The sequence below is a fragment of the Paenibacillus pinistramenti genome, assembly GCF_005869875.1.
Classification (GTDB): Bacteria; Bacillota; Bacilli; order Paenibacillales; family Paenibacillaceae; genus Fontibacillus; species Fontibacillus pinistramenti.
On record NZ_VAWG01000002.1, the window covers coordinates 484900 to 509395 of the forward strand.

A 24496-nucleotide genomic window follows, 5' to 3' on the forward strand; every position below is an offset into this window, starting at 1 on the left:
ACAAGCAAATAGGCCTGGCATCAGGCAGCGTCTTACTGCTCCTGCTCCGTCTGCTCCAGAGGGCTGAATTTCTTGCGGAAGCGAACGGTAAAGACGGTCCGCTGCTCGTCACTATCGGCCGAAATTGTGCCGTGATGCAGCTCCACAATATTTTTCGCTATGGCCAGACCAATTCCCGAGCCGCCCGTATGCTGGGCTCTTGATTTCTCCACGCGGTAGAAGCGTTCGAACAAATACGGCAGGTCCCGTTGCGGAATCGGCTCCCCGTAGTTGATCACTTCTGTGACAACCTCATCGCCTTCCACCCGGCCACGGATGTCCAGATAACGGCCTTCCTGTCCGTAACGCATCGCGTTCGTAATGAGATTCTCGTACACTCTTCTCAGCTTGTCGCCGTCCCCCCAAATCACCAGCTGACCCTCCAGGGCCAGCCTGGCTTCCATATGGTGCTCGTGAAGCTGCCAGCCGAACTGGGCTACCAGCTGGTTCAGCATTTCCGCAACGTTGATCCTGGCCCACTGCATTTTATTGCCTTTGTTGCTGAGGCGGGTGTATTCAAACAGGTCCTCCATCAGCTTCTTCAAACGGATCGATTCCTCATAGGCCATGTTCATATAATAACGGAGCTCCACCTCATCACGGTACTTGTCCTGGTCGACCAAACCAAGGTATCCGGTAATGGTGGTAAGCGGTGTCCGCAAATCGTGCGAAATGTTGGTAATGAGTTCATTCTTGGTCTGTTCGGCGCGGCGCTCCTCTTCAACGGACTGCTTCAGGCGGTCCAGCATGCTGTTAATATCCGCCGCCAGCTGGCCCAGCTGCCCGACGGAACGCACCGTAATCTTATGATCCGGGCCGACATGTCCGATTAAATGTACCTCTTCAATGAGCTGGTCCAGATAATGACGCTCTCTATGACGCATTTCCCGCCGGAAGAAATAGATCGAGAACAGCAGCACAATCGGCACAGCGGCATAGTAATAAGCCTCCGGATAGCCGATATACCGGTTCACCCAGATGAGAATGGACTGCACGTTGATGGAGGGATAGAACATAAATACCGATTTCGCCAGCAGCACAAACAGCAGAAAGGCGATTACCGAGGAGATGGCTGTCCAGAACAGCCAAGCCAATACACGCAAGCTAGCCTTCAAGTTTGTAACCTACCCCCCACACGGTATGAATAAGCTTTTCCCCTTCCATCTCTTTCTCCAGCTTGTCCCGCAGCCGGCTGATATGCACCGTGACCGAGTTGTTGGAATCAAAATATTTGTCTTTCCATATCAGTTCAAAAATCTCCTCCGAGCTGAAGACGCGCCCGGGATGGCTGGCAAGCAGATACAGGATGCCAAATTCAATTGGCGTCAGCTTGACCGGAGAGCCGTACACGGTAGCAGAATGGGTCTCCTTGTCACACTGAAGCGGCCCGACTTTGATCACATGTTCCGATGGCGGGGAGGCAGCGGAAGGGTTCTGGTAAGAGGAACGCCGCAGCAGCGACTTTACTCTGGCCACCAGCTCCAGCGGGTTAAAGGGCTTCACCATATAATCATCCGCCCCGGTCATCAGGCCGTTAATCTTGTCCATATCGCTGTCTTTGGCGCTCAGCATCAGGATCGGAGTCGTATGGTTCTCGCGGATGCGGATACAAACGTCTATTCCGTTCATCCCCGGCATCATGACATCCAGGATAATCAGCTGTATATCCTCACGATCCATAATCTCTAGCGCCTGATAGCCGTCCGACGCTTTCGACACTGCAAAACCTTCGTTCACCAGATAGATTTCAACCAGTCTGGCGATCTTATCGTCGTCATCTACAATCAGAATCTGTTTATCCAATGGAAACCATCCTTCTATCTCTATAATAGCTATTATTCTAACATGAGATAACCGCACAACAAAACGGCGGCTCTTAGGCGAGCCGCCGCAGGCATTTCCATTTTGATGATCAAAAGCTCAAGCACATATAGCTCAAATTCCCGAATTCATAATCCCGGTAGATAACCTGCGCCCGAGACAGGTCGCCTGCTCCCATCGCTATGAAGAGCGGGACAAAATGCTCTGCCCGGGGAACCGCAAGCTCTGCATAAGGTGCTTCAGTCCGGTACCGGAACAGCTTCTGCAGCTGATTCTCCTTCATCTGCTGAACCAGCCATTCGTCAAATTCAACGGCCCAGGCATCTGATTTGTCCGCATCCCAGTTCACTGCCCGGAGATTATGCACGGTAACTCCGCTTCCGATGACAAGAATGTTCTGATTCGAAAGCTCCTTAAGCGCTGCACCAATGCTGTGCTGGACGGCAGGGCTTAAGAAAGGATTGACAGATATCTGGACGACTGGCACGTCAGCGGCAGGGAACATATGATACAGCATCGTCCACGAGCCGTGATCCAGTCCCCGGGTCTGGTCGGATTCCCATTGTATCCCGTGCTCTGTGAAAAAATCCGTCACCTGCTTGGCAGCGGCTGTACTTCCTTTGGCCGGATATTTCAGCGTGTACAGCTCATCCGGGAATCCGTAGAAATCATAGATCGTTTCATAAACCTCATTATGGGAAGAGACCGTTATTGTCTCGGTTTCCCAGTGCGCCGTAAAAATAACAATCGCATCAGGCTTCAATTCAGCGCCCAGCTGCTTGAGAAAACGGGTATATGATTTATCTTCAATGGCCAGCATCGGAGAACCATGAGCCAGAAATAAAGGAGAAATCAAAGCAGCACACCTCCATTAAGTAAATTACCTTTTGTTAGTAAGTATACTTTTGATTGCTCCTAATGTCAAACCTATAATTGCTCTACTTCTACACTGATCACATAGTCCAAATGGCGGATAAAGTAATAGATTTCCGTCGCAAATTCCTTCCGCTGGGCGGTCAGAACCATGCTGACCTGCTGCCGCTCACCGTCCAGGTCCTTGATTTTTAAATTGCGGATCCGGTGTTCCTTCGACTTGTCCTCCAGTTTTACAAAGTGAGTATTCTCAATGGTACGGATCATCCTGCTCACGCTGTCGTTGGCCTTCATAATAATCTTGATGTTAACGTCTCTCTTGTTCAGATTAGTCGGACCGACCAGTTTAATGAGAAATGGAACCAGGTTAACAGAAATAATGAGCAGCACAACCGCAACTGCCGCCTCTTTATAAAACCCGGCACCGACTGCAATCCCAAGACCCGAGGCTGCCCAGATCATTGCAGCGGAGGTCAGTCCCGAAATCGCGTCATTGTTTCTGCGCAGAATAACCCCGGCGCCCAGAAAGCCTATCCCGCTCACGATCTGCGCGGCAAGCCGCATAGGATCCATGTTAGGATGCTCCGGCCCGCCGAATTTATGAAAGGATTCGATGGACACAATTGTGATCAGACAGCTTGCGATAGAGATGACCATACTTGTCTTGACGCCGAGCGGCTTCTGCTTGAGCTGGCGGTCTATCCCGATCAGCAAGCCGAATAAAAGTGCGATAACCATTTTGATTGCCGGTTCCAAGCTTGGGTTCATGACGTGTGCAGCTCCTTCTAAAAATATCTCTGAGTATAATTGTATTCACCCTGTCTAAGCAAGTTGAGTTCAGCCAGAAATTAACTTCAGCCCCGGAGACTGCCCGGCAAAAACAAATAAGGAGAGCCGTCTGTTGACGGCTCTCCTTATGATTTTTCCATATCAATATAAGATTATTCCATATCAATATAAGATTATTCCATGCTGCGCGAGGCTGAATTAGAAACGTGCTGCCAGCTCAGCGGCTTGTTTAACGCCATCCTGAACAATAGCTTCGGCGCGGTCAGCGAATTGGTTGTGGCCTTCCACCACAATCGTTTCAGGGTTTTGAACGCCCCAGAACGCCAGAACATTCTTCACGTAGTTCAGCGACATTTCCATAGCGGCCATAGGGCCTTCGGAATAAACACCGCCGCGTGCGTTCAGCAGAGCGACTTTCTTCTCGCCTACAAGGCCGACAGGACCTTCGGCTGTGTATTTAAACGTTTTGCCAGCTTGGTTCAAATAGAACAGGTAAGTCAGCAGCTGGGCAGGAATGGTGAAGTTCCAGAGCGGGAATGCAAATACCACTTTGTCTGCAGCCAGGAATTGATCCAGATATGTGTTAGCCAGGTCAGCGGCTTTTTGTTCAGCTGGTGCTGCAGGAATATCATTGCCCAGCTTGTACAGGCCGGTCAGCATATCGTTATCGTAGTAAGGAAGGTCGGCAGCGAACAGATCAAGCTCGGTTACCGCGTCTTCCGGATGAGCAGCTTTGTAGCTGTGAAGGAAGCTTTCGTATAATTTAACAGAAACGGATTGCTCGGCTGGACGGCCGTTAGCTTTAATAAACAGAACGTGTGACATAGTTTCCCTCCTGAGGATTACTTATATTTATTTTATAACTATAAATAGTATAGTAAGTGGTTATTATTCACTTGTCAACAAATAATTTTTTAATAACAAATATTTAGTTGTTCTCAGGAAAGAAGCAAGGCTGGACAGCCGGTTCAGGCAAAATGGTCCCGGGCCGCTTTGTTCAGAATCCCGAGGCAGCGGTCCAGATCTGTCTTGACCTGCTTGCGGTACAGCTGGGCCTTCTCTATCCCTCCATCCGTAAAATGGTACAACACGATTTCCTGGAAATCGACGCCCGGATCGCCGCCCTTCAGCTTCTTGGTCCGGTACAGCACCCCTTCTTGAACCAGCTCATGCAGCGCCCGGTAAATTTCACTTTGCGGCGGCACGTACCCGAAAGGCGCAAACTCCGTCTTCAGCTCCTCCAGCATTTGATAGCCGTACCCGCGGTGCTCCTCAACCAGCTTCAGCAAATATAACTTTAAAAAAGCGCGCTGCGCGATCATAAAGGCCATGATGCTCCTCCGTTCTTGTCCTATATTTATCCATGAATTTAATTGTATGAAATATTCAGAACAGGGTCAATTCTGTCCTTTTTCAATGTTTTGAGGCTATGGAGGCGGATGGTATGGGGAAGCAGGTATGAACTAAGAGGCGGGAATGGGTTTTCTATTGTGAATTTTTCATATGTTGTAATGGTATAAATAGGGAAGGTTTTTGAGTGCAAAAAAAGCGGCTCATCCATTTTCAGGATGGCCGCAAGGCGTAAATCCGTTTATTTTTGGGGACGATGGCCCTTGGGGTCGCGGTGGTCGCGTTTCGCCTTCACCCAGCCCCTCTCCACCGCATAGCGTGTGAGCTGAACGCGGTTCTCGAGCTGCAGCTTGTGCATGATGTTCTTCAGATGATTCTTAACCGTCTGGTCGGAGATTTCGAGCACCTCCGCGACCTCCCGGTTCGTCATGCCCTGCGCCACCCACTGCAGAATCTCCCTTTCCCGCGCTGTAAGCGGCTGCTCGTCCTCCCGCGCTGATTTGGGGGCGGCCGGAATTTCGCGCAGAATCTGCATCGCCAGCTCGCTTGAGAACATGGCCTCATCGTTCAGGACGGCGTGGAGGTATTCGATCCAGGTCGACGGGGACAGATTTTTCAGCAGAAACCCCTGTGCCCCCTGCTTCAGCGCTTCAAATAAATAAGCCGCATCATCGGATACGGTGACCAGGACAATTTTTATATAAGGAAAACGCAGCTTGATCGTCCGCGTCGCTTCCAGCCCGTCCAGATCCGGCATGCCAATATCCATGAGAATCAAGTCGGGCATATACTGCTCGGTCATCGCAATGGCCTCTCGCCCGCCGGATGCCGTGCCAATGACCTCAAACGCCTCATCCTCGGATAAAATATCGCAGATTCCTTCCCTGGCGAGTTCGTTGTCATCAACCACCAATACTCTTGCCTTCATGGTTCAAAATCTCCTTTTCTTCCTTCTGCTCTTCCTTTTGCTTCTTCCTTCTTCTCTTTCTTGTTCACTTCTCAATCATTACCGTCGTATGTCCTTGTCCGCTCTCCAGCTGAACCTTCCAGCCCATCTTGGCTGCCCGTTCCTGCAGGATGCGGAGTCCGTATTTTCCCGGCTTGGACAGATCTTCCGGCGTTATGCCAGGTCCGTTATCCGTAATTTGAACCCGCCAGCCGGTATTCAGCGCTTCCCCTTGGATCCGAACCTCGGATTGGCCTGAATGCTTGCGGGCATTGATGACCGCCTCCCGGATGCAGGCTATAAGCTCCACTTTCTCTTTCGTGGTGAGCAGATGCTCCTCCATTCGCCAGTCCAGCCGGATCCGGATCGGAATGTCCTGTTCCAGATCCGCCACCAGTCCCGGCATAGTTCCGCCTATGACCGCTGTCTCCTCAGCCGGGTATCGTAAACTGGAAATGGACTGGCGGACATAATCATTTACTTTATGTACGGTTCGCTTAAGCTCGTCCAGCTGAATGTCTTCTCCCCTTCTGCCCGCTTTCTCTGCTTTATCCAGCTTAACGGCAAGCAGGAACAGCGACTGCGCAATCCCGTCATGCAGCTCTCTGGCCAGCCTTTCCCTTGCCTCCAGCTCGGATTTGACCAGCCGTTCCCGGTGAAGGTCCTCCTGCAGCTTCTCCAGCCTTCTGAATAAAGGCAGCAGCAGCGCCAGCACAATCATAAACAGAAGCACAGGTGTCACTGCATTGCCGGCATTCATTGAAAAATAAGGCATAAGAACCGTATGCCGCAGCAGCTCCCACGTTCCCATCAGCAAAGGAGGCAGCAGCAAAATGAGCCACTTGATCTGTTTGTAGGACATAGTTTAACTCCCCTGCAGCATTGTTTCTATATCTTACGAATATACGACAAACCCGCGGTGAAGGCAAAGAACCGGAAGTTACCGGAACGGAAACAAGCCGGAGCATGGGATCTGCCCCGGCTCCGGCTTGCTGCTTCAGCTCGCTGTAAATACCTATTCAGGCTGACTACAGCAGCTTCTTAATTTCATCTTTAATGCCTTCCGATTTAGGGCCGAACACAACCTGCACAGCCCCTTTACCCAGACGCATGACGCCAGAAGCGCCCAGTCCGCGCAGCGTCGAATCGCTTACCGCTTTGTCGTCTTTGACCACAAGGCGCAGGCGGGTAATGCAGGCATCCACGGATTCTACGTTGCCAGATCCGCCGATGGCTGCCAGAATTTTGGCCGCCTGGCTGTCCGCAGCCGCCACTGCTCCGGCCACAGCCGATTCGCTGCTGGCGGAGAGCTCAGACTCATCTTCACGTCCCGGCGTTTTCAGGTTCAGCTTCACGATAAGGATGCGGAACAGGAAGTAGTACACAACCGCAAAGACAAGGCCAACCGGGATCAGGACGAGCGGCTTGGTCGAGAGGTTGTAGTTAAGCGCATAGTCAATGAACCCGGCCGAGAAGCCGAACCCAAGCTTGACGCCCAGGGAGTACATGAGAAATCCGGCTACGCCGGTCAGAACAGCATGAATCGCATAAAGGAACGGCGCAACGAACATAAAGGAGAACTCAAGCGGCTCCGTAATCCCTGTCAGGAAGGATGCCACGGCTGCACCGATAAAGATGGAAGCGACCGCTTTTCTTCTTTCCGGTCTTGCCGTATGAATGATCGCAAGAGCCGCACCAGGCAGCGCAAACATCATAATCGGGAAGAAACCGGTCATGAACATGCCCGCAGTCGGGTCTCCGGCAAAGAACCGGTTCAAATCGCCATGAACCACTTTGCCTGCTGCATCGGTAAAGTCGCCGATTTGGAACCAGACGATGGAGTTGATAATATGATGCAAGCCGAAAGGAACAAGCAGACGGTTCGCCAGCATGTAAATACCGGCGCCAACGCCGCCAAGATCAACAATCCAGTTGCCGAACGTATCGAGCGCTTCCTGAACCGGACCCCAGATCAGGCCAAAGATAATGCCGATCACGACCATGGAGCCTGCGGTGACCATCGGTACGAAGCGTTTGCCGCCGAAGAATCCGAGCCAGTCCGGCAGCTTGATATTGTAGTATTTTTTATAGAGGAATGCCGCAATACAGCCTGTAAAGATCCCGCCCAATACGCCCATATCCAGCTTCGCGTCCGCGCTCATAATGCTGGTAAAGACCGTCGGCACCTTGGCGAGAACCTGCAGCAGGATCAGATAACCGATGGCAGCGGACAACGCAGCTACCGCATCACCGGCCAGACCGATCGCAACCCCGATTGCAAAGATCATCGGCAGGTTGTCGAAGATCGTCCCCCCGCCTGCTGCCAGAAATGGCGCGATATACTGGTTCAGAAACTTGCCTGCTTCACCGAAATGAAAATCTTTGACGTAATCAATACTGCCGAACCGCAGAAGGATTGCCGCCGCCGGAAGCGTAGCTACCGGAAGCATAAGGGATTTCCCGATCTTTTGAAGAAAAGCCAGCATATTATCAACATCCTTTCATTTATGTTATTTTTGCAGAACCGCAGTCAGAAGAATGTCCTGCCCGGCCGTTACCTTACCGGTAACAGGATGAACCGATTCGGCAAGCTCAGCCGCGTTCGTTAGGATAACGGGAGTAATAACCGGATAACCCGCTTCCTTTATTCTGTCCAGATCAAACTCAATTAAGAGCTGGCCCTGCTTCACTTTCTGCCCTGCGGAGATGTGGCTGGTGAAGCCCTCCCCTTTCAGGGCGACGGTATTGATACCGATATGAAAAAGAAACTGCAGTCCTGTACCCTCCTGCTCCAGCATAACGGCGTGATTTGACTTGATCACATGCGCTACGGTACCATTAAAAGGAGCAATAAGCCTGCCTTCATTCGGCTCAATGGCTGCGCCAAGACCCATATGTCCGGCAGCAAAAGCTTCGTCAGGCACGTCAGCCAGAGGAACAGCTTTCCCGCTTACCGGAGCTTTGATTTCAACAGCTTGCTTACTGAAGTTTCTGCTCCTCCACTTCGAGAACATCTAATATTTCTCCTCCAGTCTCTCATGTTGTGTTCCAGCAGGCTGGACATTACAAGCAGATGATTCACGGGTTTCGTCTGTTTCTTTGAAACAAGCGGTATAAATGCATGGCCATGTAACAAACTTCTTCTTCCGGCACATTCCGGTCCAGCTGCTCCGCCATAATTCTTCCCAGCCTCTGGGCGAGCGCATATTCTTCCCGGTATTCGACACGTATATGATTGACAAAGGGATTCTCCACCGAATTGCCCTGCAGAACCCGTTCAATCGAATAACGAAGATGCAGCATCAGACGGACGTGGCTTAAGCTGCCCTGTTCAAAATGCACCTGTTTCTCCTGCTGAATCACTTCAAGCAGCTTCCCGACAATATTGGAAGCCTTGACCAGCTGGCCGATCGGGACGTCGCTGACCGCAGAATAAACATGATAAGTCAGAAATCCGATCTCATCCTCCGGTATTTCAATCTGGAACTCTTCGCCGATCCTCTCGGCAATTTTGGAAGCGATCTCATATTCTTTCGGAAAAGAAAGCTTCGTCTCCAGCAGAAACGGATTGATAATATCCATGCCGTTGCGGATCCGGTAGATCGTAAACTGAATATGGCTCGGAAGAGCCAGGTAGACCTTGTCATTCAGCTTGCCCGGAAACTCCTTCGCAATGCCCTCGATGATTTGATCCGTAATTTCGATGACCTTTGGGTCGAAGTCCTCCAGAATACTCTGATACTGGCTCCACTGCTCACGGTCCTCGAGCTTAAACCGCTTCTCGATCCTCGGGTCGTTCACATCTATAGTGCCTTCATTCTTCACAATAAAACCGATGCCTTTGCCCAGCAGCACATATTCTTTGTTCGAATTCACCGTGTTAGCCATGACGACATTGTTGCCGATGATCCTTTGCACTTCCAATACTCCTGCTTCCTTCATCGCTGCCGCCTCCTGTCCTGATATTAATGGCCACCCGGAATGGACATTATGCAAAAATAAAGAGCCAAGGAAAACTCCGCCTGCAGGCTAAATAGAAAGTTTTCCTTGGCTCATGCCCATTTCACTGGTATGGTAACACGCCAATTAGAAGATTTGAATTTGTGTGTCTACATCAAAAACAGGCTTCTATACTTCGTCAATATCTAAATTCTTCTTAACATGCCAGCGTCAAAAAGCTTGCGGCCTGCATCTCGCGGATGAAGTTTCTGTCCGTCAGGAGCGGACTGGAATGCTTATTTGTGCGTATACCCGTCCGCCTTGAAGTCGCCGGTGCCGATCTGGGCGCTTGCTCCAATCTGCCGGGGGTCCACATCATCAAAGCGATGAGCATTCACTGCTCGATTGTCCCGGAACGCATCATATACCTTGGTCCGCCGTCCGGCTTCCTCTTCGTCCACGAGCACGAGAATTTTGCCTTCATTCACATAGCTCTCATACTCTCTGGCTTCGTCTTCGGGGATGCCCAGTCCGGCCAATCCGCCGACGAGGCCGCCCGCTCCGGCTCCAAACAAAGCGCCTGCCAATGCACCGGCCAGCGGACCGCCGGCCAGAATCGGGCCCAGGCCTGGAATCGCGAGCAGGCCCAAACCGGCGAGGAGTCCGGTTACGCCGCCCAAGGCACTTCCGGCGGCTGCCCCGGCAGCCGCGCCGTCCGCAGCCTTGGTTCCCGTCTCTTCAGCAAGCTCCTCGCTGCTGCTGCGGTCCCGGGAGAGGACAGAAATTCCTTCTGCGTTATATCCTTGCTGCACAAGCGCGGCAACAGCCGCAGCAGCTTCTTGTTCCGTTTCGAATACGCCAACAATTTTCCTGGTCATGTTAATCGCCTCCTTAAACGGGTAGGTCGTACTACTAACTTATACCCGGTAAAGGCTTGGGCTCAAACGTTCAGGAGCTCCCATGGCCGGGCCTGCACAGCTCAGCTGCCGGGCGTCAGCCGCTACCTGCTTCCATTCGGGCGGACCTTCCTGGTAGCTTCCGCCGCCAGAGGATCATCCGGCCAGTAATGCTTGGGATAGCGTCCCTTGAGATCCTTTCTGACTTCGAAATACGTATGGGTCCAAAAGCTCCGCAGATCCGAAGTGACCTGGACAGGGCGCCCGGCAGGGGACAGCAGGTGAATCGTTAACGGTGTCCGGCCGAACGCCAGCTTAGGCGTATCCATCAGTCCAAACATCTCCTGAAGCCTGACCGAAATATAAGGCGCCTGAGGCCCTTCATAGGAGACCGGAATTTTCGATCCGCTCGGAACGGTGATTGAAGCCGGCGCTTCGCGGTCGAGCTGCTGCTTCTGTTCCCAGGTCAGCAGACTCTCCAGCAGGGGAATCAGATGGAGCTTTTGCAGATCCGACTTCCGCCGGAAGCCCTGCAGATAGGGACCGATCCAATCTGCAGCCATCTGCTCAAGCCCTGAATCTGATACATCCGGCCATTCCCCGTCTGTAACAAACCGGCCAAGGAACATGATCCGCTCCTGCAGCTGGCGGGCTTTGGCATTCCAGGGGAGCAGTCCTATCCCTCCGTTCTGAAGAGTCTGCAGCAGAGCCTGCTCGATATCCTGGGCAGAAGGTTTGGGATCGGGCTGTTCCCTGTAGACAATGGAACCAAGCATGACCGTATGCCAAGCCCTGACAGACCCGGTCTCCTCATCCCAGACCACCCGTCTGGATTCCTTCATCCGGGAGCGCCAGCAGGCCTCGAGCTGGCGTTCATCCAGCGGGGCTGCCCACTGGATCCGGCTCTCGGTGCCTTCATCGTCCACATCTGCAGCGACGATATACGGGGTGCCGGCGAGCGGAGAGCCGGCAGGGAAAGCGGCGCCGCGTCCGCCGCTCAGCAGGTACCGGCCGCCAGGTCTCAGCTGGCCGATCCGGTCCGGGAATGCGAACGACAGCAGGAGTCCGCATTCCTCTTCCGCTTCCGCCGCAGACGGAAGCGGCTCCCCGCCGGCGCCAAGCTGCTGCGCCCAGCGCCGGCTCTGGAGCAGCAGCGGCTGCATGGCCGCCGCTGCCTGCCTGCCGGGCGCGGCGGGCGAAGCCGCGCCCGCAGTGCCTGCGCTGCGTGCTGCGCCCAGCAGCGCAGCCAGCGCCCGCCGCACGTCGGCGTCATTCCCGCCAGCCCGGAGCTGGCGGGAATCCTCGAGCAGTGCGGCGAGCAGGCAGGCCAGACGTCCGCGTCCGAGACGTCTGGCTTCAAGCAGCATCCGGCCTAGGCGCGGATGCAGGCCAAGTCCGGCCATTTCCAGGCCGGACTCCGTGACCCTCCCGTCCTCGCCGAGCGCGCCCAGCTCCGTGAGCAGCCTCACCGCCGCCGCATAGCCCCCCTGGGGCGGCGGCGTAATCCAGTCGAGCTCGGACGGGGGCGAACCCCACACCGCCAGCGACAGCGCAAGCGGTGACAAATCCGCCTCCAGCATTTCCGGAGGCGTCTCCTCACGCAGCTGCCTGTCCTCCTCCTCCGTCCACAGGCGGCAGCACACGCCGGGCGCGGTCCGTCCCGCGCGCCCGCGCCGCTGGTCGGCCGAGTCCCGGGCCGCCTTGACCGTAGTCAGGCGTCCCATTCCCGTCCGGGGCGAGAACAGCTCTGTACGCCGAAGCCCGCTGTCGATCACGACCGTAACGCCCTCAACGGTCAAGCTGGATTCTGCAATCGAGGTTGCGAGCACAATTTTGCGCCTTCCATCCGGCAGCGCTTTGACCGCCTCCTGCTGCTCATCCTGAGACATGCTTCCATATAAGGACACAACCTTCGCGCCGTTTAACTCAATTCCTGCCAGCTGCTGCTCGGCGCGGCGGATTTCGCGGATGCCCGGCAGAAAGACCAGCAGGCTGCCGTCATGCTCTTTCAAAGCCGCGCTGACCGTCTGCCGGACGAGCATCTCCAGCGGGGCTGTGCTTCGCTCAGGCAGATACCGGGTTTCCACCGGATAAACCCGCCCTTCACTGCGCACAACTCTGGCTCCGCCAAGCAGCCCGGCGACCGGGCCTTCCTTCAATGTTGCCGACATGACCAGCAGCCGGAGGTCGTCTCTCAGCAGCTGCTGGCTCTGCCTGGCCAGCGCCAGGCCCAGATCGGAATGGAGATTCCGTTCGTGAAACTCGTCAAATATAATAAGGCCTGTCTCCATAAGCGCCGGGTCCTTCTGCAGCATCATGGTTAGAATACCTTCCGTCACTACTGTAATTCGCGTCCTGGGTCCCGTCTTGTTCTCCATACGGATCCGGTAGCCGACGGTCTCGCCAACCTGCTCCCCAAGCTCCCGGGCCATATAAGCCGCTGCTGAACGCGCCGCCAGGCGCCGCGGCTCCAGCATGATTATTCCAAGCCCGTTCAGCCACGGCTCCTTAAGAAGAGCCAAGGGTGTTCTTGTTGTTTTGCCGGCCCCCGGCTCTGCAATCAGAACAGCGTTTCCGTCTTCCTTCAAGACCTCTGCCAGCAAAGGCAGACATTCATCAACCGGTAATTTCATGCCTATACTCCTGTTCTTTCATTTCTGCTGTTCTTTATCATAAGCGGGCGGCCAAGGCCTGTCAAAAGCAGGCAGCGGTGCAAAGCCCGGCTTCTTTTGCTAAGATAAAAGGATGGAAAGCGGCTTAATAACGGAACATTCTGGATTAATACTGACCGGTTTAGGAAGTGATTAACTATGATAAGAGGGCGTTTCGCTCCAACCCCCTCGGGAATGATGCATCTGGGCAATGCCAAAATTGCTCTTCTCTCCTGGCTGCAGATCCGCTCGGGGAACGGTGTTTATGTGCTCCGCATAGAAGATATTGACATCCAGCGCTCAAGACCTGAGCTTGTTCAAACGATTATGGAGGACCTGAGATGGCTTGGACTGAACTGGGATGAAGGCCCGGAAGCAGGCGGCCCGTTCGGGCCTTATACGCAAAGCGAGCGGCTTGAGCTATATGAAGCAGCGCTGCAGCAGCTGGATCGGCAGGAACGGCTTTATCCCTGCTATTGCAGCCGGGCAGAGCTTCTGCAGATCGCCGGCGCCCCTCACGGGCTGGCCTCGGAAGGGCCTGTTTATCCCGGCACCTGCCGGAGGCTGACAAGGGAAGAGCAGGCAAGCAGAGAGCAGCATAAAGCTCCGTCTACCCGTTTTGCTTTCCGGGACGAGCGTTATGACTTTGAGGATGGGATCGCCGGATATCAGCAGTTTCCGCCGGCCAGCGGCGGAGATTTCATCGTCAAGCGGGCGGACGGCATGTTCTCTTACCAGCTGGCTGTTACGGTTGACGATGCTGCAATGGGCATTACCCATGTCCTTCGCGGCAGTGACCTGCTGGATTCGACGCCCCGCCAGCTGGCGCTTTATGAAGCGTTTGGATGGAGCCCGCCGGAGTTTGCTCATGCTCCACTCCTCCTCGGCGAGGACGGCCGCCGGCTCGCCAAGCGCCACGGGGATTTGAGCCTTGCCGGGCTGCGCCGCTCAGGCATCCCTGCCGAAAGAATAATCGGCTGGCTTGCCTTTATCAGCGGCCTGATGGACAGGCCTGAACCGGTCAAGGCCTCCGAGTTGATCTCCGGCTTTGCCCTTGACCGCATAGCCAGGCAGCCTTTTACGCTCACCTCAGAAATGATTGAACGGTTGACCGCCGACAAACATTACTGATAAGAACCGCTGATAATCACCACTGGTAAACTTCACCTATAAAAATACCTATAAAAAAACGAAGCCGGATAAGGGAAATCCTTCATCCGGCTTCGTTATATCTTCAGTTTTATTTCCTTCAAGTTTCCCTCTATTTTTCCTCAATTTTCCCTCAAGTAGGATTCATTAAGGCCTCTATCCTGGTGTCCACAATTATTGCATTCGTGTTTAATAACTGCCATTTACAGCAGCGCTTCAGCACCGTCAATTCTGACACGGGCTCCGGTGATGTGCCGTGATTCGTCAGATGCCAGGAAACATACGAGTTCCGCCACATCCTCAGGCTGTCCCGGACCATCTGCCAGCGGCTGGCTGCCTTCCGGATATTCTACCGGAATTACAATTTCTTTCAAATCTTCGCTGAATTCCGTTGTTTCATCAATGTTCGTTGCAATTGCGCCGGGACTGATCACGTTCACCCGGATTTTGAATTTGGCAAGCTCCAGCGCTGCCATCTTGGCGAAAGCGACCTGTCCCGCTTTGGTTGTGCTGTAGGCCGAAGCACCCCAGCCGGCAAAACGGTCCAAGCCGTTGATGGAGCTGGTAATAATAATGCTTCCTGCGCCTCTCTTTTTCATATAGGGAATCGAATGCTTTACCGAAAGGAAAGTGCCGTTCAAATTGATGCGCAGCGTCCGCTCCCAATCTTCAAGCTTCATATCCTCAATCGGTCCCCAGGAACCGTTGATGCCCGCATTGGCAAACAAGATATCAATTCCGCCGAAATACTCAGCAGCCTGCTTGACGGCCTCCTCGACTCTGGCTTCGTCAGATACGTCCACATCAAATGCCCGGGACACACCGCTAAAAATTTTATTGATTTCATTTTCCGTTGATTTGATACGCTGATTGTTAAGGTCAAAGAGGGCTACCTTCGCGCCTTCCTTTGCGAGCTGAATCGCAGTGGCCTTGCCAATTCCTGACCCTGCCCCAGTCACAATGGCCGTCTTGCCAATAAATCTCCGTCTTACGAAGGTCTGCTCTACCATTTCCCGCACGCTCCTTTATTGTTTATATATGACCGATCAGAAACGTCTGTTACCTCTAACCTGGTAACTCAGTATTACCCAAAACAGGGGCTGGCTAAATCAGCATGACGAAATAACTCCCGTGTGAAAGGACAAAAAAGCAGACCCGTCATGCTCAGTCCGCTTCATTTCACCTTATGTGCTATAAGCCGGAAGCCGGGTTTGTAAAGACCCACGGCTGCGGGTTTAGTGCAGCCTCTTTCAGCAGCATTTTCCCTCCGGCTGACTTTCGGGACAAACCCGGAAACAGAATCCGGTTATCCGCCGGGCTGGAGTTACTTGAACTAGAGTTACTTGAACTGGAGTTACTTGAACTGGAGTTCCCTGGTTTGGCGATGCTGTTCAAGCTCCTATCCCACCCGGCATTCTGAATGCGGTATCCGGGTTCGGCCCCTTTCCGTCTTACCGCTTCTATCGCTGATCTGGGATTCGATATGACCCCGGTTGAAAATTTGGCCGAAGGAAGGATCAGTGAATCCGTCCCAAGCTGAAGTGTCCGGTACAGCGCGGCCGCTTGTCCGAAAGAAACTCTTCCTTTTGCATCTGCGCTTCCAGCCCCGCGGTCTGCTTCTTCATCAAGGGCAGAGCGCACTTGAAGGCCTTGTCCCAAACGAAGCAGCTCATGGCCAAACTGCTCGGACAAGCGGCAGGCCTGCTCCCATTTGGCATTTACGGCAGCCCAAGCGGATTCATTGTCCTGGCTGAAGGATACCAGCAAACGGTTTATATGCTCGGCGATAGTATGAAGCTGCTCCGCGGAACGCTGAAGGCCGCTGCCCGCAGACCGCAGCTGCTCGGGTTCTATACGAATATGCATAAATTATCCCCTTTCCTCTCGTTCAGGAGGCTCTTCCAGCCACAGCAGCAGCATATCCTGAAGCTGTCTTCTCGTTGCAGGCGTAGCCACCAGCCAGTCCTCTTCATCCCTTAAGCTCATCCGGATCAGCCAATTCATGGACGGGCCGACGATAAAGGCCGCGCCCTGACTCTCCCAGCCTTCTTCGTTCCAGATCGACAGCTGAAGCTCACCCTCGCTGATCTTATTTTTCAGTGATTTGGCAAGCGCCCAGGAGGCTTCAATATCCCCGGTTGATTTGAATAATTCATTGCTCAGCTGTTCCAGATCCATCGCACCGCTTTGTTTATACAGCTCGTTAAATTTCCTGCGGGACAGCAGCAGTGCTGGCAGGTCGGACAGCGAATCCGTCCGCCATTTCATCCTGTCTACCAGAGAAATCGAGGTTTGTTCCACATTTCCAAGCTCTCTTAACCGGTATATATCGCCGTTCTCTCCCCCGCGGGCTACCTCAATGACTTTTTCATTTGTAACGTGCAAATAGCCCTCGAACGTTTCTTCGTCATGCTCATAGCGGATCCAGCAGGCCCGCTCAGCGAAACCGGCGATGGCCACCCTCGCAAACACCTCAGACAGCATGGTCAGCTCATTGTCCGTACTGCCGCAGGTCAAATATCCCTTCTCCAGCAGGGAATCCTTCGCTTTCTCCCATTCCTCTGCAATTTCATCCGCCAGGTAGCCCGCAAACGGGTCCTCCACACCGAGCAGACGATCCGAACCCAGGATCCCGGCGAGAAAGAACAGCTCTTTCGTACTTAAAGCGACCGGATTACCGCTCACCTCATTACCGCTTACTTCATTAGTAATCAGCATTCAGCCGCCTCCCTCATCCCTTTTCTTCCGCTTACTTCCCGCTGCTAATGTGAATGTTCTTACATCATACCATTGTTCTTCCTGCTAAAGGTTGATCCAATTTGTCGCAAAATTGTGGCAGACAGATTCTTTTTTCTTGTGCTTTTATCCATAAAAATGAAACCAAGCGCATCTATCATCCGTTATGTAGATATAAAACAAAACGACAAGATCTAAAGCTGTAGCCGAAATAACGTGTCATCCCCCGCCTCCAGGGGTAAACAAACAGCAAGAAGAGACGACCTTACGTCATCTCTTCTCTATGATTTAATCATTTTGTTAAAGTTTCTTAATCTAGCTTTAAGGAAAAGATTCTACAATTTAACTAATGAAATTAAAATTATCGAGGTGATTAGAGTGAAAACCGTTATTCATTTTGATAACAAACTCATTCCCGTCTATTTCAGTACCGACAATAAACAGCCTATTCAACGAACACTTAGACTGCTTACAAGCGCACTCGATCATAAAATCCGCAACGGCAAACAGGCGCTGCAGAAGTGTCTGCATTCCCTGATCAGCATTGAGATTGAAGGCTCTGAAGCGATTCTTCACAGCAAGAGTGAATTCGATTCGCTGGCCCTTTCGCTCTACTAAGAAGGAATTCTAGTATTGCCTCAGAGACCTTCCTGAAGAGATGCCAGACAGAGGCCCACAGTTCACGGCAGGAGTGCCGCTCTGTGGGTCTCTTCCTCATACCATGCTTTCTCGATCCGGATCAAGAACAGGTTCAGCAAGTTGCGGCGGATGCTCTCTTCCCGGCATTGGTCAAGCTTTCTCAGAATAAAACGGTCGATAGCCACGATATACCCCTCCTGATTCTATGAACTTCCGAAGAATCCTGTGAAGAATAGTGAATCATTGATTTCCCCTTATCCCCGGATATTCCATATTTAACCGTTTTATATTGTTTAAAACGCCGCAGTTTTCCTGACAAACCGCCCCTTCCCGACATGGAATTCACTTATCAGGCCTGTCTGAAATAATAAAAAAGAAGCGCCGTCCACCGGATGACACGGGTTCTGGCGCTTGCTGTCTGGATATGAAAGAAAATTTTTTTGAAAAATCAGGATTCGTCCGATTCATCCATTATATGCGCTGTACGCGGCATTTTGCGCTGTTTAAATTTCAGCACAGCCGCTGTTACCGTAAGGAGGGCGCCATTCAGCAGGAACACAGTAGGAATAGACACTACGCCTCCTAAAGCTCCTCCCGCAATCGGCCCCGCCATATTGCCCAGCTGGCTGGCGGACTGGTTGAGGCTGAACGCCCTGCCACGGAACGCCGGCGTTGTCGCTTTCACAATCAGAGCATTCAGACCCGGATAGACAGCCGCAAAGAACAATCCGTACACAAACCGGAGGATGCCGAACCCGGCAAGGTTATGGAATAACAGCTGCAGCACATTTCCGATTCCGCCGCCGAGAAGGCCGATCATCAAGGTCTTACGGTAACCGATCTTCTGGCCGATCTTCCCCCAGATGGGCGCGGCTACCACGGTAGCGATTCCCACCGCCGAGAAAATGATCCCCGAGCTTAAGGAAGCATCCTCATTAGAGGAGCCCAATTCAAGCACATAAAGCGTCAGCAGCGGCTCCAGCACCATCACGGACGCTGTGACGATCAGCACTACACCCAGATGACGCATTAAAGGACGGTTGGCCGAAGCTTCCTTTATATCATCCAGGACATGGGATCTTGTCCGGCTGCGGTCGAAGTTCTCTTCTTTGGCGCCGATCCAGGCGATGATCGCCGACAAGAGCACGACAAATGCAGCAATCAGGAAGCATTCCCTGTAACCGATATATTTACTCAGCACTCCGCCCAGCATCGGACCCACAATGCTGCCGGAAGCGCTCGCCGTTGCCATAATGCCCAGCGCATAGCCGACATGCTTCTCTGGGGTGTTCGTGCCGACCAGCGCAATGGCAGAAGGCACATAACCCGCAAGCAGGCCGGACAAGATGCGGACGCCGAGCAGCTCGTAAGGATTTTGCACCAGAGACATCAGGATGTACACGGCACATAAGCTGAAGCCTGAACGAAGGAGCATCGGCTTCCGGCCGTATTTATCGGCCAGTGAACCCCAAAACGGCGCGATCAAGGCGCTTGCCAGAAAGGTCATTCCAAACAAAAGTCCCGACCAGAAGGAGACGTTGGAGGTCACTCCCAGATCCTTGTTAATGAACAAGGTCAGGAAGGGAATAACCATTGAATAAGCGGTGCTGGTGCAGAATACGCCGCCCCAAAGCACATAGAGGTTTTTTTTCCAGGGTAAATCCATGGTGTCACCCCCTGTTAGTTCAAGCTTTCCGTTCCCATGAAGAAATCACCCGTTTTATGATTATAGCACCATGCCGCAGGCAAAAGGATGTAACAAAGCTCATTTTATATGTACAAATATACATATTTTCATTTAACGAAGCAGGACCGGCATCAAGCGAAAAAAAGACCGCTTCCGCCTTCTCAGGCTGACTCGGCCTAACTCTTAAACTTATTCCTGTTCTCGCCGCCTCTCTCAATACAGTTTGATCTTTCCATGCAGCTTGACTTCTCAATGCAGCTTGATGGGATGGCGGCTCAGCATAAGCTCCTGATCTGTCAAATAAAGCGGCAGAGGCGGAAATTCTTTTAAATAATGCTCCTTCATTAATACCCGGTAGTCTACTTCCCCTTCCCTTGTTCCTTCGAGCAGCGGGAGCTTGCCGGTTTCATTCACGTAATCATCAACGGCGAGCTGAACCAGGTCCAGGTAATAAGGAATATGCTTCTCCGCTTCTTCGAAAATTTCAAAGGTTTCACGGGACAAATAAAATTTGCTTCGGCTTGGGCCGCCCAGGTAGCGTGTAAGTCGGTTGGTATCCAAACTGCCATCGTTCTGAATAAGGGCCAGCCTGTTGACCGAACCCGGCATATCATCTTCAAATTGCAGGACTGCCCGGCGAATCTCTTCAATTGATACATGGACAGGTTCGGCGGCCGTTAGTTTCTTTTTCCGGAAGAACATGACTTGGAACCTCCTTTATCTAATCGTAAGGAAAACGCTTACACTACTATTATATCCGATTACTCCCTCTATTCTCCTGTTTCCCGCAAACGTCACAAATTGTTCATTAAGCGCCACTCAAATCTAGCGGAGCTGCTGCCAGGAGGTCCACATCGTTCTTGGATTCAGCTCATAAACTTCATTCTCCCGGTACATGAACTGGTGCATGATGAGCTCCCTTCTCAAGGTCGCATAATCATCGTGATAACGCTTAATGAACTCGTTGATGTCCTTCTCTTCATATTTCCGACCGGGAGTGAGCTGCTCCGCAAAGTATTCAAGTACAATAACCTTCTTCTTAAGCTGGGACGGAATCTGCTTCAAACGGCCGTCTTTGGCAAAGAAGTTTCTGAGAACCGCCTGCTTGAGCGTCTCCTGTTCTGTCTGTCCCGTCTGTCCCGTCTGATCTGTCTGTTCCGGTTGGTTCTCCATAGGACTGCTCCCCTTTCGCTTTAAAATATAGGCCGCAGAAGCCGCAGCCCCGTTCTCAATAAAGTAAGGATCAACTTTAAAATAAACGGTGTTCTTGTCCCGGCGCTCCATAATCAGCGCGGCTTCCCGCAGCTTGGCGGCGTGGTGGGTAATCGTCGGCTGCGATAAATGAAGCAGCTCGGCCAGCTCCTGGCCGCTGCGCTCCTGCTCCGCCAGCAGGACAAGCATCCGGATCCGGGTCGGATCGCCCATAGCCTTGTGATAAGCAACCATTTTATCCAGCTGCATCTTTAATCCCTCTCATCAATTAGATTATTATCTAATTAGATTGTAGGGAAACTACACGGAAGTGTCAAGCCTGAACGGTTTGAAAATAACCTGCAATAAGCTAAAATGGTTACATGTTGATTTTAACAGTTATTGAGCTGGCTTGCACAAGGAGGATTACTAAATATGGAAGACGTTATCATTATCGGAGCAGGACCCTGCGGCCTGTCCGCTGCCATTGAATGTCAGAAAAAAGGCTTATCCGCTCTTATTGTTGAGAAGCATAATATCGTTCACTCCATCTTTCTCTACCCTGTAAACATGCAGTTCTTCAGTACAGCCGAGCTGCTGGAGATCGGCGACATCCCTTTTCCATCGGCCAACGAGAAGCCCTACCGGCATGAGGCGCTTGTCTACTACCGCAGGGTAGCCGAGCACTATGGCCTGCGAATTGCTACCTATGAAGAGGCCGAGTCCATCACAAAGGGGCAGGACGGTACTTTCACCATCAAGACGCAGCGCCGTTTTGGGGAAGGACGTGAGCTGAAGGCACGGAATGTCGTGGTATCCTCGGGTTATTTCGATCATCCGAATATGCTGGGGATTCCCGGTGAGGACAGTGACAAGGTGACGCACTATTTCCGCGAAGCCCATCCGTATGCCGGCATGCGGGTGGCCGTAATCGGCGGCAGCAATTCGGCGGTGGATGCCGCCATGGAGCTTCAGCGGGTCGGCGCTTCCGTTGCCCTCATTTACCGCGGCGATGACTTGTCCGGAAATATTAAACCATGGGTGCGGCCGCTGTTCGACGGGCTGGTCAGCAAAGGGAAGATTCAGACGATCACGCGCTCTCGTGTAGTTGAGATTCAAGGCGATCATGTGGTTGTAGAATCGCTTGAAGACGGCAGTCTTAACAAGCTTGAGAACGACTTTGTCGTAGCCATGACGGGCTTCCGTCCTGACCGCGGGCTGTTGTCTGAGTCCGGCATTGCCATGTCCGAGGATATGGACAAACCGGTCTTCAATCTCTCCACCATGGAGAGCAACGTTCCGGGATTGTACGTGGCTGGTGTAGTGGCTTCAGGGCGCAACGCTAACGAAGTATTTATCGAAACCGGGCGGGGCCATGGCAAGCTGATTGCGAACCATATTATTGCCAAGCTTGCGGGAGATGAAGATGAACGGGCTGCGGAGGGTCCGCATGGCGCAGATTGACGTCACCTCGCTCCTTCTGCTGCTTCTTGCTGCACTGGGAATATTCAGCAGCAACATGCCGGTTACGGTCGCCGTGCTTGTGCTGCTTCTGCTGCGGGTCACCAAACTGCACTCCGCCTTTCCTTTTCTTGAAAAATACGGCCTGACCCTCGGCATCCTGGTGCTGACGATCGGGGTGATGGCTCCGCTGGCAAGCGGAAAAATCCCGATGGAATCGGTTTGGCAGTCCTTTCTGAACTGGAAATCCCTGCTCGCCATCGGCGTGGGCATTCTGGTTGCTTATCTGGGCGGCCGGGGCGCCGGGCTGATGGCCAGCCAGCCGATTGTCGTGACCGGCCTTCTGGTCGGCACCATCATCGGGGTCGCCTTCTTCAAAGGTGTGCCGGTCGGCCCGCTGATCGCCGCCGGCATCCTGTCCCTGCTCATTGGCCGGAGTTAGCGGCCTTAAGAGAATGAAGAGCAAAGCCCGCTCCAATAAAGAAGCAGCGGCTGTCCTGGACTTATTTTCCGTCCAAGACTGCCGCTGCTTTATTGTTGTTTACTCTAATCCTGCTGCTCGTCCCCCTCCTGCTGGCCCAGATTCAAATGCTGAATCTTGTATAACCGGGCATAAATCCCATCCAGCTCCATCAATTCCGCGTGGGTTCCTTGTTCCGCGATTTCGCCATGGTTCATCACATAGATCACATCAGCGTGGGTGATCGTCGACAGCCTGTGGGCAACGATCAGCGTTGTCCGGCTCTCTGTAAGCCGCTGCAGCGACTGCTGGATCAGATTCTCCGACTCGAGGTCCAGTGCCGAGGTGGCCTCGTCCAGAATCAGCACCGGAGGATTCTTCAGAAAGACGCGTGCGATTGCAATTCGCTGCTTCTGGCCGCCGGACAGCTTCACGCCCCGCTCCCCGACCTCGGTGTCATAGCCGCCGGACAGCTCCATAATAAAATCGTGCGCATTGGCCTCTTTGGCTGCGGCAATGATCTCTTCATCGCTGGCGCCGGGTCTGCCAAAGAGAATATTGTCTCTCACTGAGCCGCTGAATAGGAAATTCTCCTGCAGCACCATGCCGATCCGGCTGCGCAGGCTGTGCATCGTCAGCTCCCTTACATCTCTCCCGCCGACGGCTACCCGGCCCTTCTGGATATCATAGAATCTCGGGATCAGGCCAACGAGAGACGACTTGCCGCCGCCGCTCATGCCGACGAACGCGGCAGTCTGTCCGGGCTTGATCTCCATAGAGATATTTTTCAGCACCCAGTCGTTCTCGTCCTGGTATTTGAACCAGACCTGGTCAAAGGCGATGCCGGCCGGACCCGCCTTAAGCTCTTCTGCTTCAGGAGCATCATCCATGTCATAAGGCTGGTTGAGCAGCTCCTGAACCCGCTCCCAGGAAGCTGATGCCTGCGTCAAGACCGACGAGGAGTTAATCAGCCGTCTGAGCGGCGCATACAGCCTGTCCAAATAGCCGAAGAAGGCTACAAAGGTGCCTAGCGTCAAGCCGCCCTGAATCACATGATAGCCGCCATACCCGATCACCAGCAGCGGCGCGATATCCGTTAAGGTGTTGGTAATGGCAAAAGTCCAGGCATTCCATCTGCTTTGATTGAGCGCTTTGTCCAGATACCGTCCGTTGATGCCCCGGAAGCGGGTGCCCTCATGGCGCTCAAGCGCAAAGCTGCGGATGACGGCAATGCCCTGAATCCGTTCATGAAGGTAGGCCTGAATGCCGGCGAGCGCTGCGGAGCGGTCTTTGGTCAGCTTTTTCAAGCGTTTATAAAGCAGGTTTACGGATATGGCATAGAGCGGCAGCACCGAAATCGACACAAGCGTCAAGACCGGGTCCAGATAAAACATAAATCCAAGCACAAACAGGAGGGTAAACATATCGAGCCAGACGTTCATCATGCCGACTTCCACGATGTTCTTGGTCTGTTCGGCATCATTAATGAACCGTGAAATGATTTCACCGACCTTGGTGCTCTGATAATAACGCAGCGAGAGCTTCTGAAGATGCTCATACAGTCTGCTGCGCAGGTCAAACAGAATTCGGGCTGTAATCAGCTGGGCAAAATATTGGCGGAAATATTCAACCGGCCCTCTTACCACAACAAACAGGAACATGGCTGCCCCGAGCGCAAGCGCAAGTCCGTGGATCCGCTCGGCGGCTGTCAGCTGCCCGTTCATAAGCAGGTCGTCGACCACATATTTCAAGAGCAGCGGGAGCAGTGAAGGAATGCCGAATTTCAGCAGGCCGATCAGCAGCGTAAGAACAATCCACTTCCAATAAGGCTTAACAAATACAAAATAGGCTCTAAACGGATTCAATTGA

Annotated in this window: 25 protein-coding genes; 4 read left to right on the top strand and 21 right to left on the bottom strand. The window is 52.9% G+C overall.

Going from position 1 to position 24496, the window contains the following annotated elements:
• Window positions 1–32: 32 nt before the first annotated feature.
• From FCN15_RS04985 to hrpB, 13 genes are all read right to left on the bottom strand, one after another.
• Window positions 33–1154, bottom strand: coding sequence for a sensor histidine kinase (locus FCN15_RS04985; RefSeq protein ID WP_203232081.1), 1122 nt, complete (start codon window positions 1152–1154; stop codon window positions 33–35).
• On the bottom strand, window positions 1144–1842 hold the full coding sequence (locus tag FCN15_RS04990) for a response regulator transcription factor (protein WP_138493863.1): 699 nt from the start codon (window positions 1840–1842) through the stop codon (window positions 1144–1146). The genes FCN15_RS04985 and FCN15_RS04990 overlap by 11 nt, the downstream gene beginning before the upstream one ends.
• A 109-nt stretch (window positions 1843–1951) precedes the next feature.
• Complete coding sequence (locus FCN15_RS04995; RefSeq protein WP_138493864.1) at window positions 1952–2716, bottom strand: DODA-type extradiol aromatic ring-opening family dioxygenase; 765 nt, start codon at window positions 2714–2716, stop codon at window positions 1952–1954.
• 71 nt (window positions 2717–2787) lie between these two features.
• Window positions 2788–3501: an MgtC/SapB family protein gene (locus tag FCN15_RS05000; RefSeq protein WP_138493865.1), complete on the bottom strand. Its 714-nt coding sequence runs from the start codon at window positions 3499–3501 to the stop codon at window positions 2788–2790.
• Window positions 3502–3720: 219 nt separating this feature from the next.
• Window positions 3721–4347: an FMN-dependent NADH-azoreductase gene (locus FCN15_RS05005; RefSeq protein ID WP_138493866.1), complete on the bottom strand. Its 627-nt coding sequence runs from the start codon at window positions 4345–4347 to the stop codon at window positions 3721–3723.
• A 143-nt stretch (window positions 4348–4490) separates the two neighbouring features.
• Window positions 4491–4853, bottom strand: coding sequence for a replication termination protein (locus tag FCN15_RS05010; protein WP_138493867.1), 363 nt, complete (start codon window positions 4851–4853; stop codon window positions 4491–4493).
• A gap of 260 nt (window positions 4854–5113) precedes the next feature.
• Window positions 5114–5800 carry a response regulator gene (locus FCN15_RS05015; protein ID WP_138493868.1) on the bottom strand — a complete coding sequence of 229 codons (687 nt, stop codon included), beginning with the start codon at window positions 5798–5800 and terminating at the stop codon, window positions 5114–5116.
• Between the two features lie 64 nt (window positions 5801–5864).
• Window positions 5865–6680: a sensor histidine kinase gene (locus FCN15_RS05020; RefSeq protein WP_138493869.1), complete on the bottom strand. Its 816-nt coding sequence runs from the start codon at window positions 6678–6680 to the stop codon at window positions 5865–5867.
• Window positions 6681–6846: 166 nt separating this feature from the next.
• Window positions 6847–8304, bottom strand: coding sequence for an N-acetylglucosamine-specific PTS transporter subunit IIBC (gene nagE, locus FCN15_RS05025; protein WP_138493870.1), 1458 nt, complete (start codon window positions 8302–8304; stop codon window positions 6847–6849).
• Between the two features lie 24 nt (window positions 8305–8328).
• Window positions 8329–8832, bottom strand: coding sequence for a PTS sugar transporter subunit IIA (locus FCN15_RS05030; RefSeq protein WP_138493871.1), 504 nt, complete (start codon window positions 8830–8832; stop codon window positions 8329–8331).
• 64 nt (window positions 8833–8896) lie between these two features.
• Window positions 8897–9760, bottom strand: coding sequence for a PRD domain-containing protein (locus tag FCN15_RS05035; protein ID WP_138493872.1), 864 nt, complete (start codon window positions 9758–9760; stop codon window positions 8897–8899).
• A gap of 293 nt (window positions 9761–10053) precedes the next feature.
• Window positions 10054–10635 (bottom strand): general stress protein, encoded by a 582-nt coding sequence (locus FCN15_RS05040; RefSeq protein ID WP_138493873.1) that lies wholly within the window; start codon window positions 10633–10635, stop codon window positions 10054–10056.
• Window positions 10636–10757: 122 nt separating this feature from the next.
• Window positions 10758–13286 (bottom strand): ATP-dependent helicase HrpB, encoded by a 2529-nt coding sequence (gene hrpB, locus FCN15_RS05045; RefSeq protein ID WP_138493874.1) that lies wholly within the window; start codon window positions 13284–13286, stop codon window positions 10758–10760.
• 177 nt (window positions 13287–13463) lie between these two features.
• Here hrpB and gluQRS point away from each other — a divergent pair, with 177 nt between their 5' ends.
• Window positions 13464–14435 (top strand): tRNA glutamyl-Q(34) synthetase GluQRS, encoded by a 972-nt coding sequence (gene gluQRS / locus FCN15_RS05050; RefSeq protein ID WP_138493875.1) that lies wholly within the window; start codon window positions 13464–13466, stop codon window positions 14433–14435.
• A 221-nt stretch (window positions 14436–14656) separates the two neighbouring features.
• Here the strand turns inward: gluQRS and FCN15_RS05055 are convergent, their stop codons facing one another.
• From FCN15_RS05055 to FCN15_RS05065, 3 genes are all read right to left on the bottom strand, one after another.
• Window positions 14657–15463, bottom strand: a complete 807-nt coding sequence (locus FCN15_RS05055; RefSeq protein WP_138493876.1) for an SDR family oxidoreductase — start codon at window positions 15461–15463, stop codon at window positions 14657–14659.
• Between the two features lie 181 nt (window positions 15464–15644).
• Window positions 15645–16319 carry a hypothetical protein gene (locus tag FCN15_RS05060; RefSeq protein ID WP_138493877.1) on the bottom strand — a complete coding sequence of 225 codons (675 nt, stop codon included), beginning with the start codon at window positions 16317–16319 and terminating at the stop codon, window positions 15645–15647.
• A gap of 3 nt (window positions 16320–16322) precedes the next feature.
• Window positions 16323–17171, bottom strand: coding sequence for a hypothetical protein (locus FCN15_RS05065; protein WP_138493878.1), 849 nt, complete (start codon window positions 17169–17171; stop codon window positions 16323–16325).
• 396 nt (window positions 17172–17567) lie between these two features.
• Here FCN15_RS05065 and FCN15_RS05070 point away from each other — a divergent pair, with 396 nt between their 5' ends.
• Entirely contained in the window at window positions 17568–17807 is a 240-nt protein-coding gene (locus tag FCN15_RS05070) for a hypothetical protein (protein ID WP_138493879.1), read from the top strand.
• 62 nt (window positions 17808–17869) lie between these two features.
• Here FCN15_RS05070 and FCN15_RS19280 read toward each other — a convergent pair whose 3' ends face one another.
• From FCN15_RS19280 to FCN15_RS05085, 4 genes are all read right to left on the bottom strand, one after another.
• The gene (locus tag FCN15_RS19280) at window positions 17870–18013 is read right to left on the bottom strand and encodes a hypothetical protein (RefSeq protein WP_203232082.1); all 144 of its coding nucleotides are present in this window, start codon (window positions 18011–18013) and stop codon (window positions 17870–17872) included.
• 263 nt (window positions 18014–18276) lie between these two features.
• Window positions 18277–19494, bottom strand: a complete 1218-nt coding sequence (locus tag FCN15_RS05075) for an MFS transporter (RefSeq protein ID WP_138493880.1) — start codon at window positions 19492–19494, stop codon at window positions 18277–18279.
• 270 nt (window positions 19495–19764) lie between these two features.
• Window positions 19765–20217: a DUF3939 domain-containing protein gene (locus tag FCN15_RS05080; RefSeq protein ID WP_138493881.1), complete on the bottom strand. Its 453-nt coding sequence runs from the start codon at window positions 20215–20217 to the stop codon at window positions 19765–19767.
• Window positions 20218–20340: 123 nt separating this feature from the next.
• Complete coding sequence (locus tag FCN15_RS05085) at window positions 20341–20976, bottom strand: DUF2087 domain-containing protein (protein ID WP_138493882.1); 636 nt, start codon at window positions 20974–20976, stop codon at window positions 20341–20343.
• A gap of 165 nt (window positions 20977–21141) precedes the next feature.
• Between FCN15_RS05085 and FCN15_RS05090 the strand changes: the two genes are divergently transcribed.
• Both FCN15_RS05090 and FCN15_RS05095 read left to right on the top strand, forming a co-directional pair.
• Window positions 21142–22170, top strand: a complete 1029-nt coding sequence (locus FCN15_RS05090; protein ID WP_138493883.1) for a YpdA family putative bacillithiol disulfide reductase — start codon at window positions 21142–21144, stop codon at window positions 22168–22170.
• The gene (locus FCN15_RS05095) at window positions 22166–22609 is read left to right on the top strand and encodes a DUF441 domain-containing protein (RefSeq protein ID WP_138494042.1); all 444 of its coding nucleotides are present in this window, start codon (window positions 22166–22168) and stop codon (window positions 22607–22609) included. Before FCN15_RS05090 ends, FCN15_RS05095 begins: the two co-directional genes overlap by 5 nt.
• A 104-nt stretch (window positions 22610–22713) precedes the next feature.
• On the opposite strand, the gene FCN15_RS05100 is transcribed toward FCN15_RS05095, so the two are convergent.
• Window positions 22714–24492, bottom strand: coding sequence for an ABC transporter ATP-binding protein (locus FCN15_RS05100; RefSeq protein WP_138493884.1), 1779 nt, complete (start codon window positions 24490–24492; stop codon window positions 22714–22716).
• Window positions 24493–24496 lie beyond the last annotated feature (4 nt).

Excerpts from the sequence above, each read along its gene's own strand:
- FCN15_RS05000 (WP_138493865.1), bottom strand. The coding sequence starts at position 3,501 with ATGAACCCAAGCTTGGAACCGGCAATCAAAATGGTTATCGCACTTTTA.
- FCN15_RS05005 (WP_138493866.1), bottom strand. The coding sequence starts at position 4,347 with ATGTCACACGTTCTGTTTATTAAAGCTAACGGCCGTCCAGCCGAGCAA.
- FCN15_RS05010 (WP_138493867.1), bottom strand. The coding sequence starts at position 4,853 with ATGGCCTTTATGATCGCGCAGCGCGCTTTTTTAAAGTTATATTTGCTG.
- FCN15_RS05015 (WP_138493868.1), bottom strand. The coding sequence starts at position 5,800 with ATGAAGGCAAGAGTATTGGTGGTTGATGACAACGAACTCGCCAGGGAA.
- FCN15_RS05020 (WP_138493869.1), bottom strand. The coding sequence starts at position 6,680 with ATGTCCTACAAACAGATCAAGTGGCTCATTTTGCTGCTGCCTCCTTTG.
- nagE (WP_138493870.1), bottom strand. The coding sequence starts at position 8,304 with ATGCTGGCTTTTCTTCAAAAGATCGGGAAATCCCTTATGCTTCCGGTA.
- FCN15_RS05030 (WP_138493871.1), bottom strand. The coding sequence starts at position 8,832 with ATGTTCTCGAAGTGGAGGAGCAGAAACTTCAGTAAGCAAGCTGTTGAA.
- FCN15_RS05035 (WP_138493872.1), bottom strand. The coding sequence starts at position 9,760 with ATGAAGGAAGCAGGAGTATTGGAAGTGCAAAGGATCATCGGCAACAAT.
- FCN15_RS05040 (WP_138493873.1), bottom strand. The coding sequence starts at position 10,635 with ATGACCAGGAAAATTGTTGGCGTATTCGAAACGGAACAAGAAGCTGCT.
- hrpB (WP_138493874.1), bottom strand. The coding sequence starts at position 13,286 with ATGAAATTACCGGTTGATGAATGTCTGCCTTTGCTGGCAGAGGTCTTG.
- gluQRS (WP_138493875.1), top strand. The coding sequence starts at position 13,464 with ATGATAAGAGGGCGTTTCGCTCCAACCCCCTCGGGAATGATGCATCTG.
- FCN15_RS05055 (WP_138493876.1), bottom strand. The coding sequence starts at position 15,463 with ATGGTAGAGCAGACCTTCGTAAGACGGAGATTTATTGGCAAGACGGCC.
- FCN15_RS05060 (WP_138493877.1), bottom strand. The coding sequence starts at position 16,319 with ATGCATATTCGTATAGAACCCGAGCAGCTGCGGTCTGCGGGCAGCGGC.
- FCN15_RS05065 (WP_138493878.1), bottom strand. The coding sequence starts at position 17,171 with ATGCTGATTACTAATGAAGTAAGCGGTAATGAGGTGAGCGGTAATCCG.
- FCN15_RS05075 (WP_138493880.1), bottom strand. The coding sequence starts at position 19,494 with ATGGATTTACCCTGGAAAAAAAACCTCTATGTGCTTTGGGGCGGCGTA.
- FCN15_RS05080 (WP_138493881.1), bottom strand. The coding sequence starts at position 20,217 with ATGTTCTTCCGGAAAAAGAAACTAACGGCCGCCGAACCTGTCCATGTA.
- FCN15_RS05085 (WP_138493882.1), bottom strand. The coding sequence starts at position 20,976 with ATGCAGCTGGATAAAATGGTTGCTTATCACAAGGCTATGGGCGATCCG.
- FCN15_RS05090 (WP_138493883.1), top strand. The coding sequence starts at position 21,142 with ATGGAAGACGTTATCATTATCGGAGCAGGACCCTGCGGCCTGTCCGCT.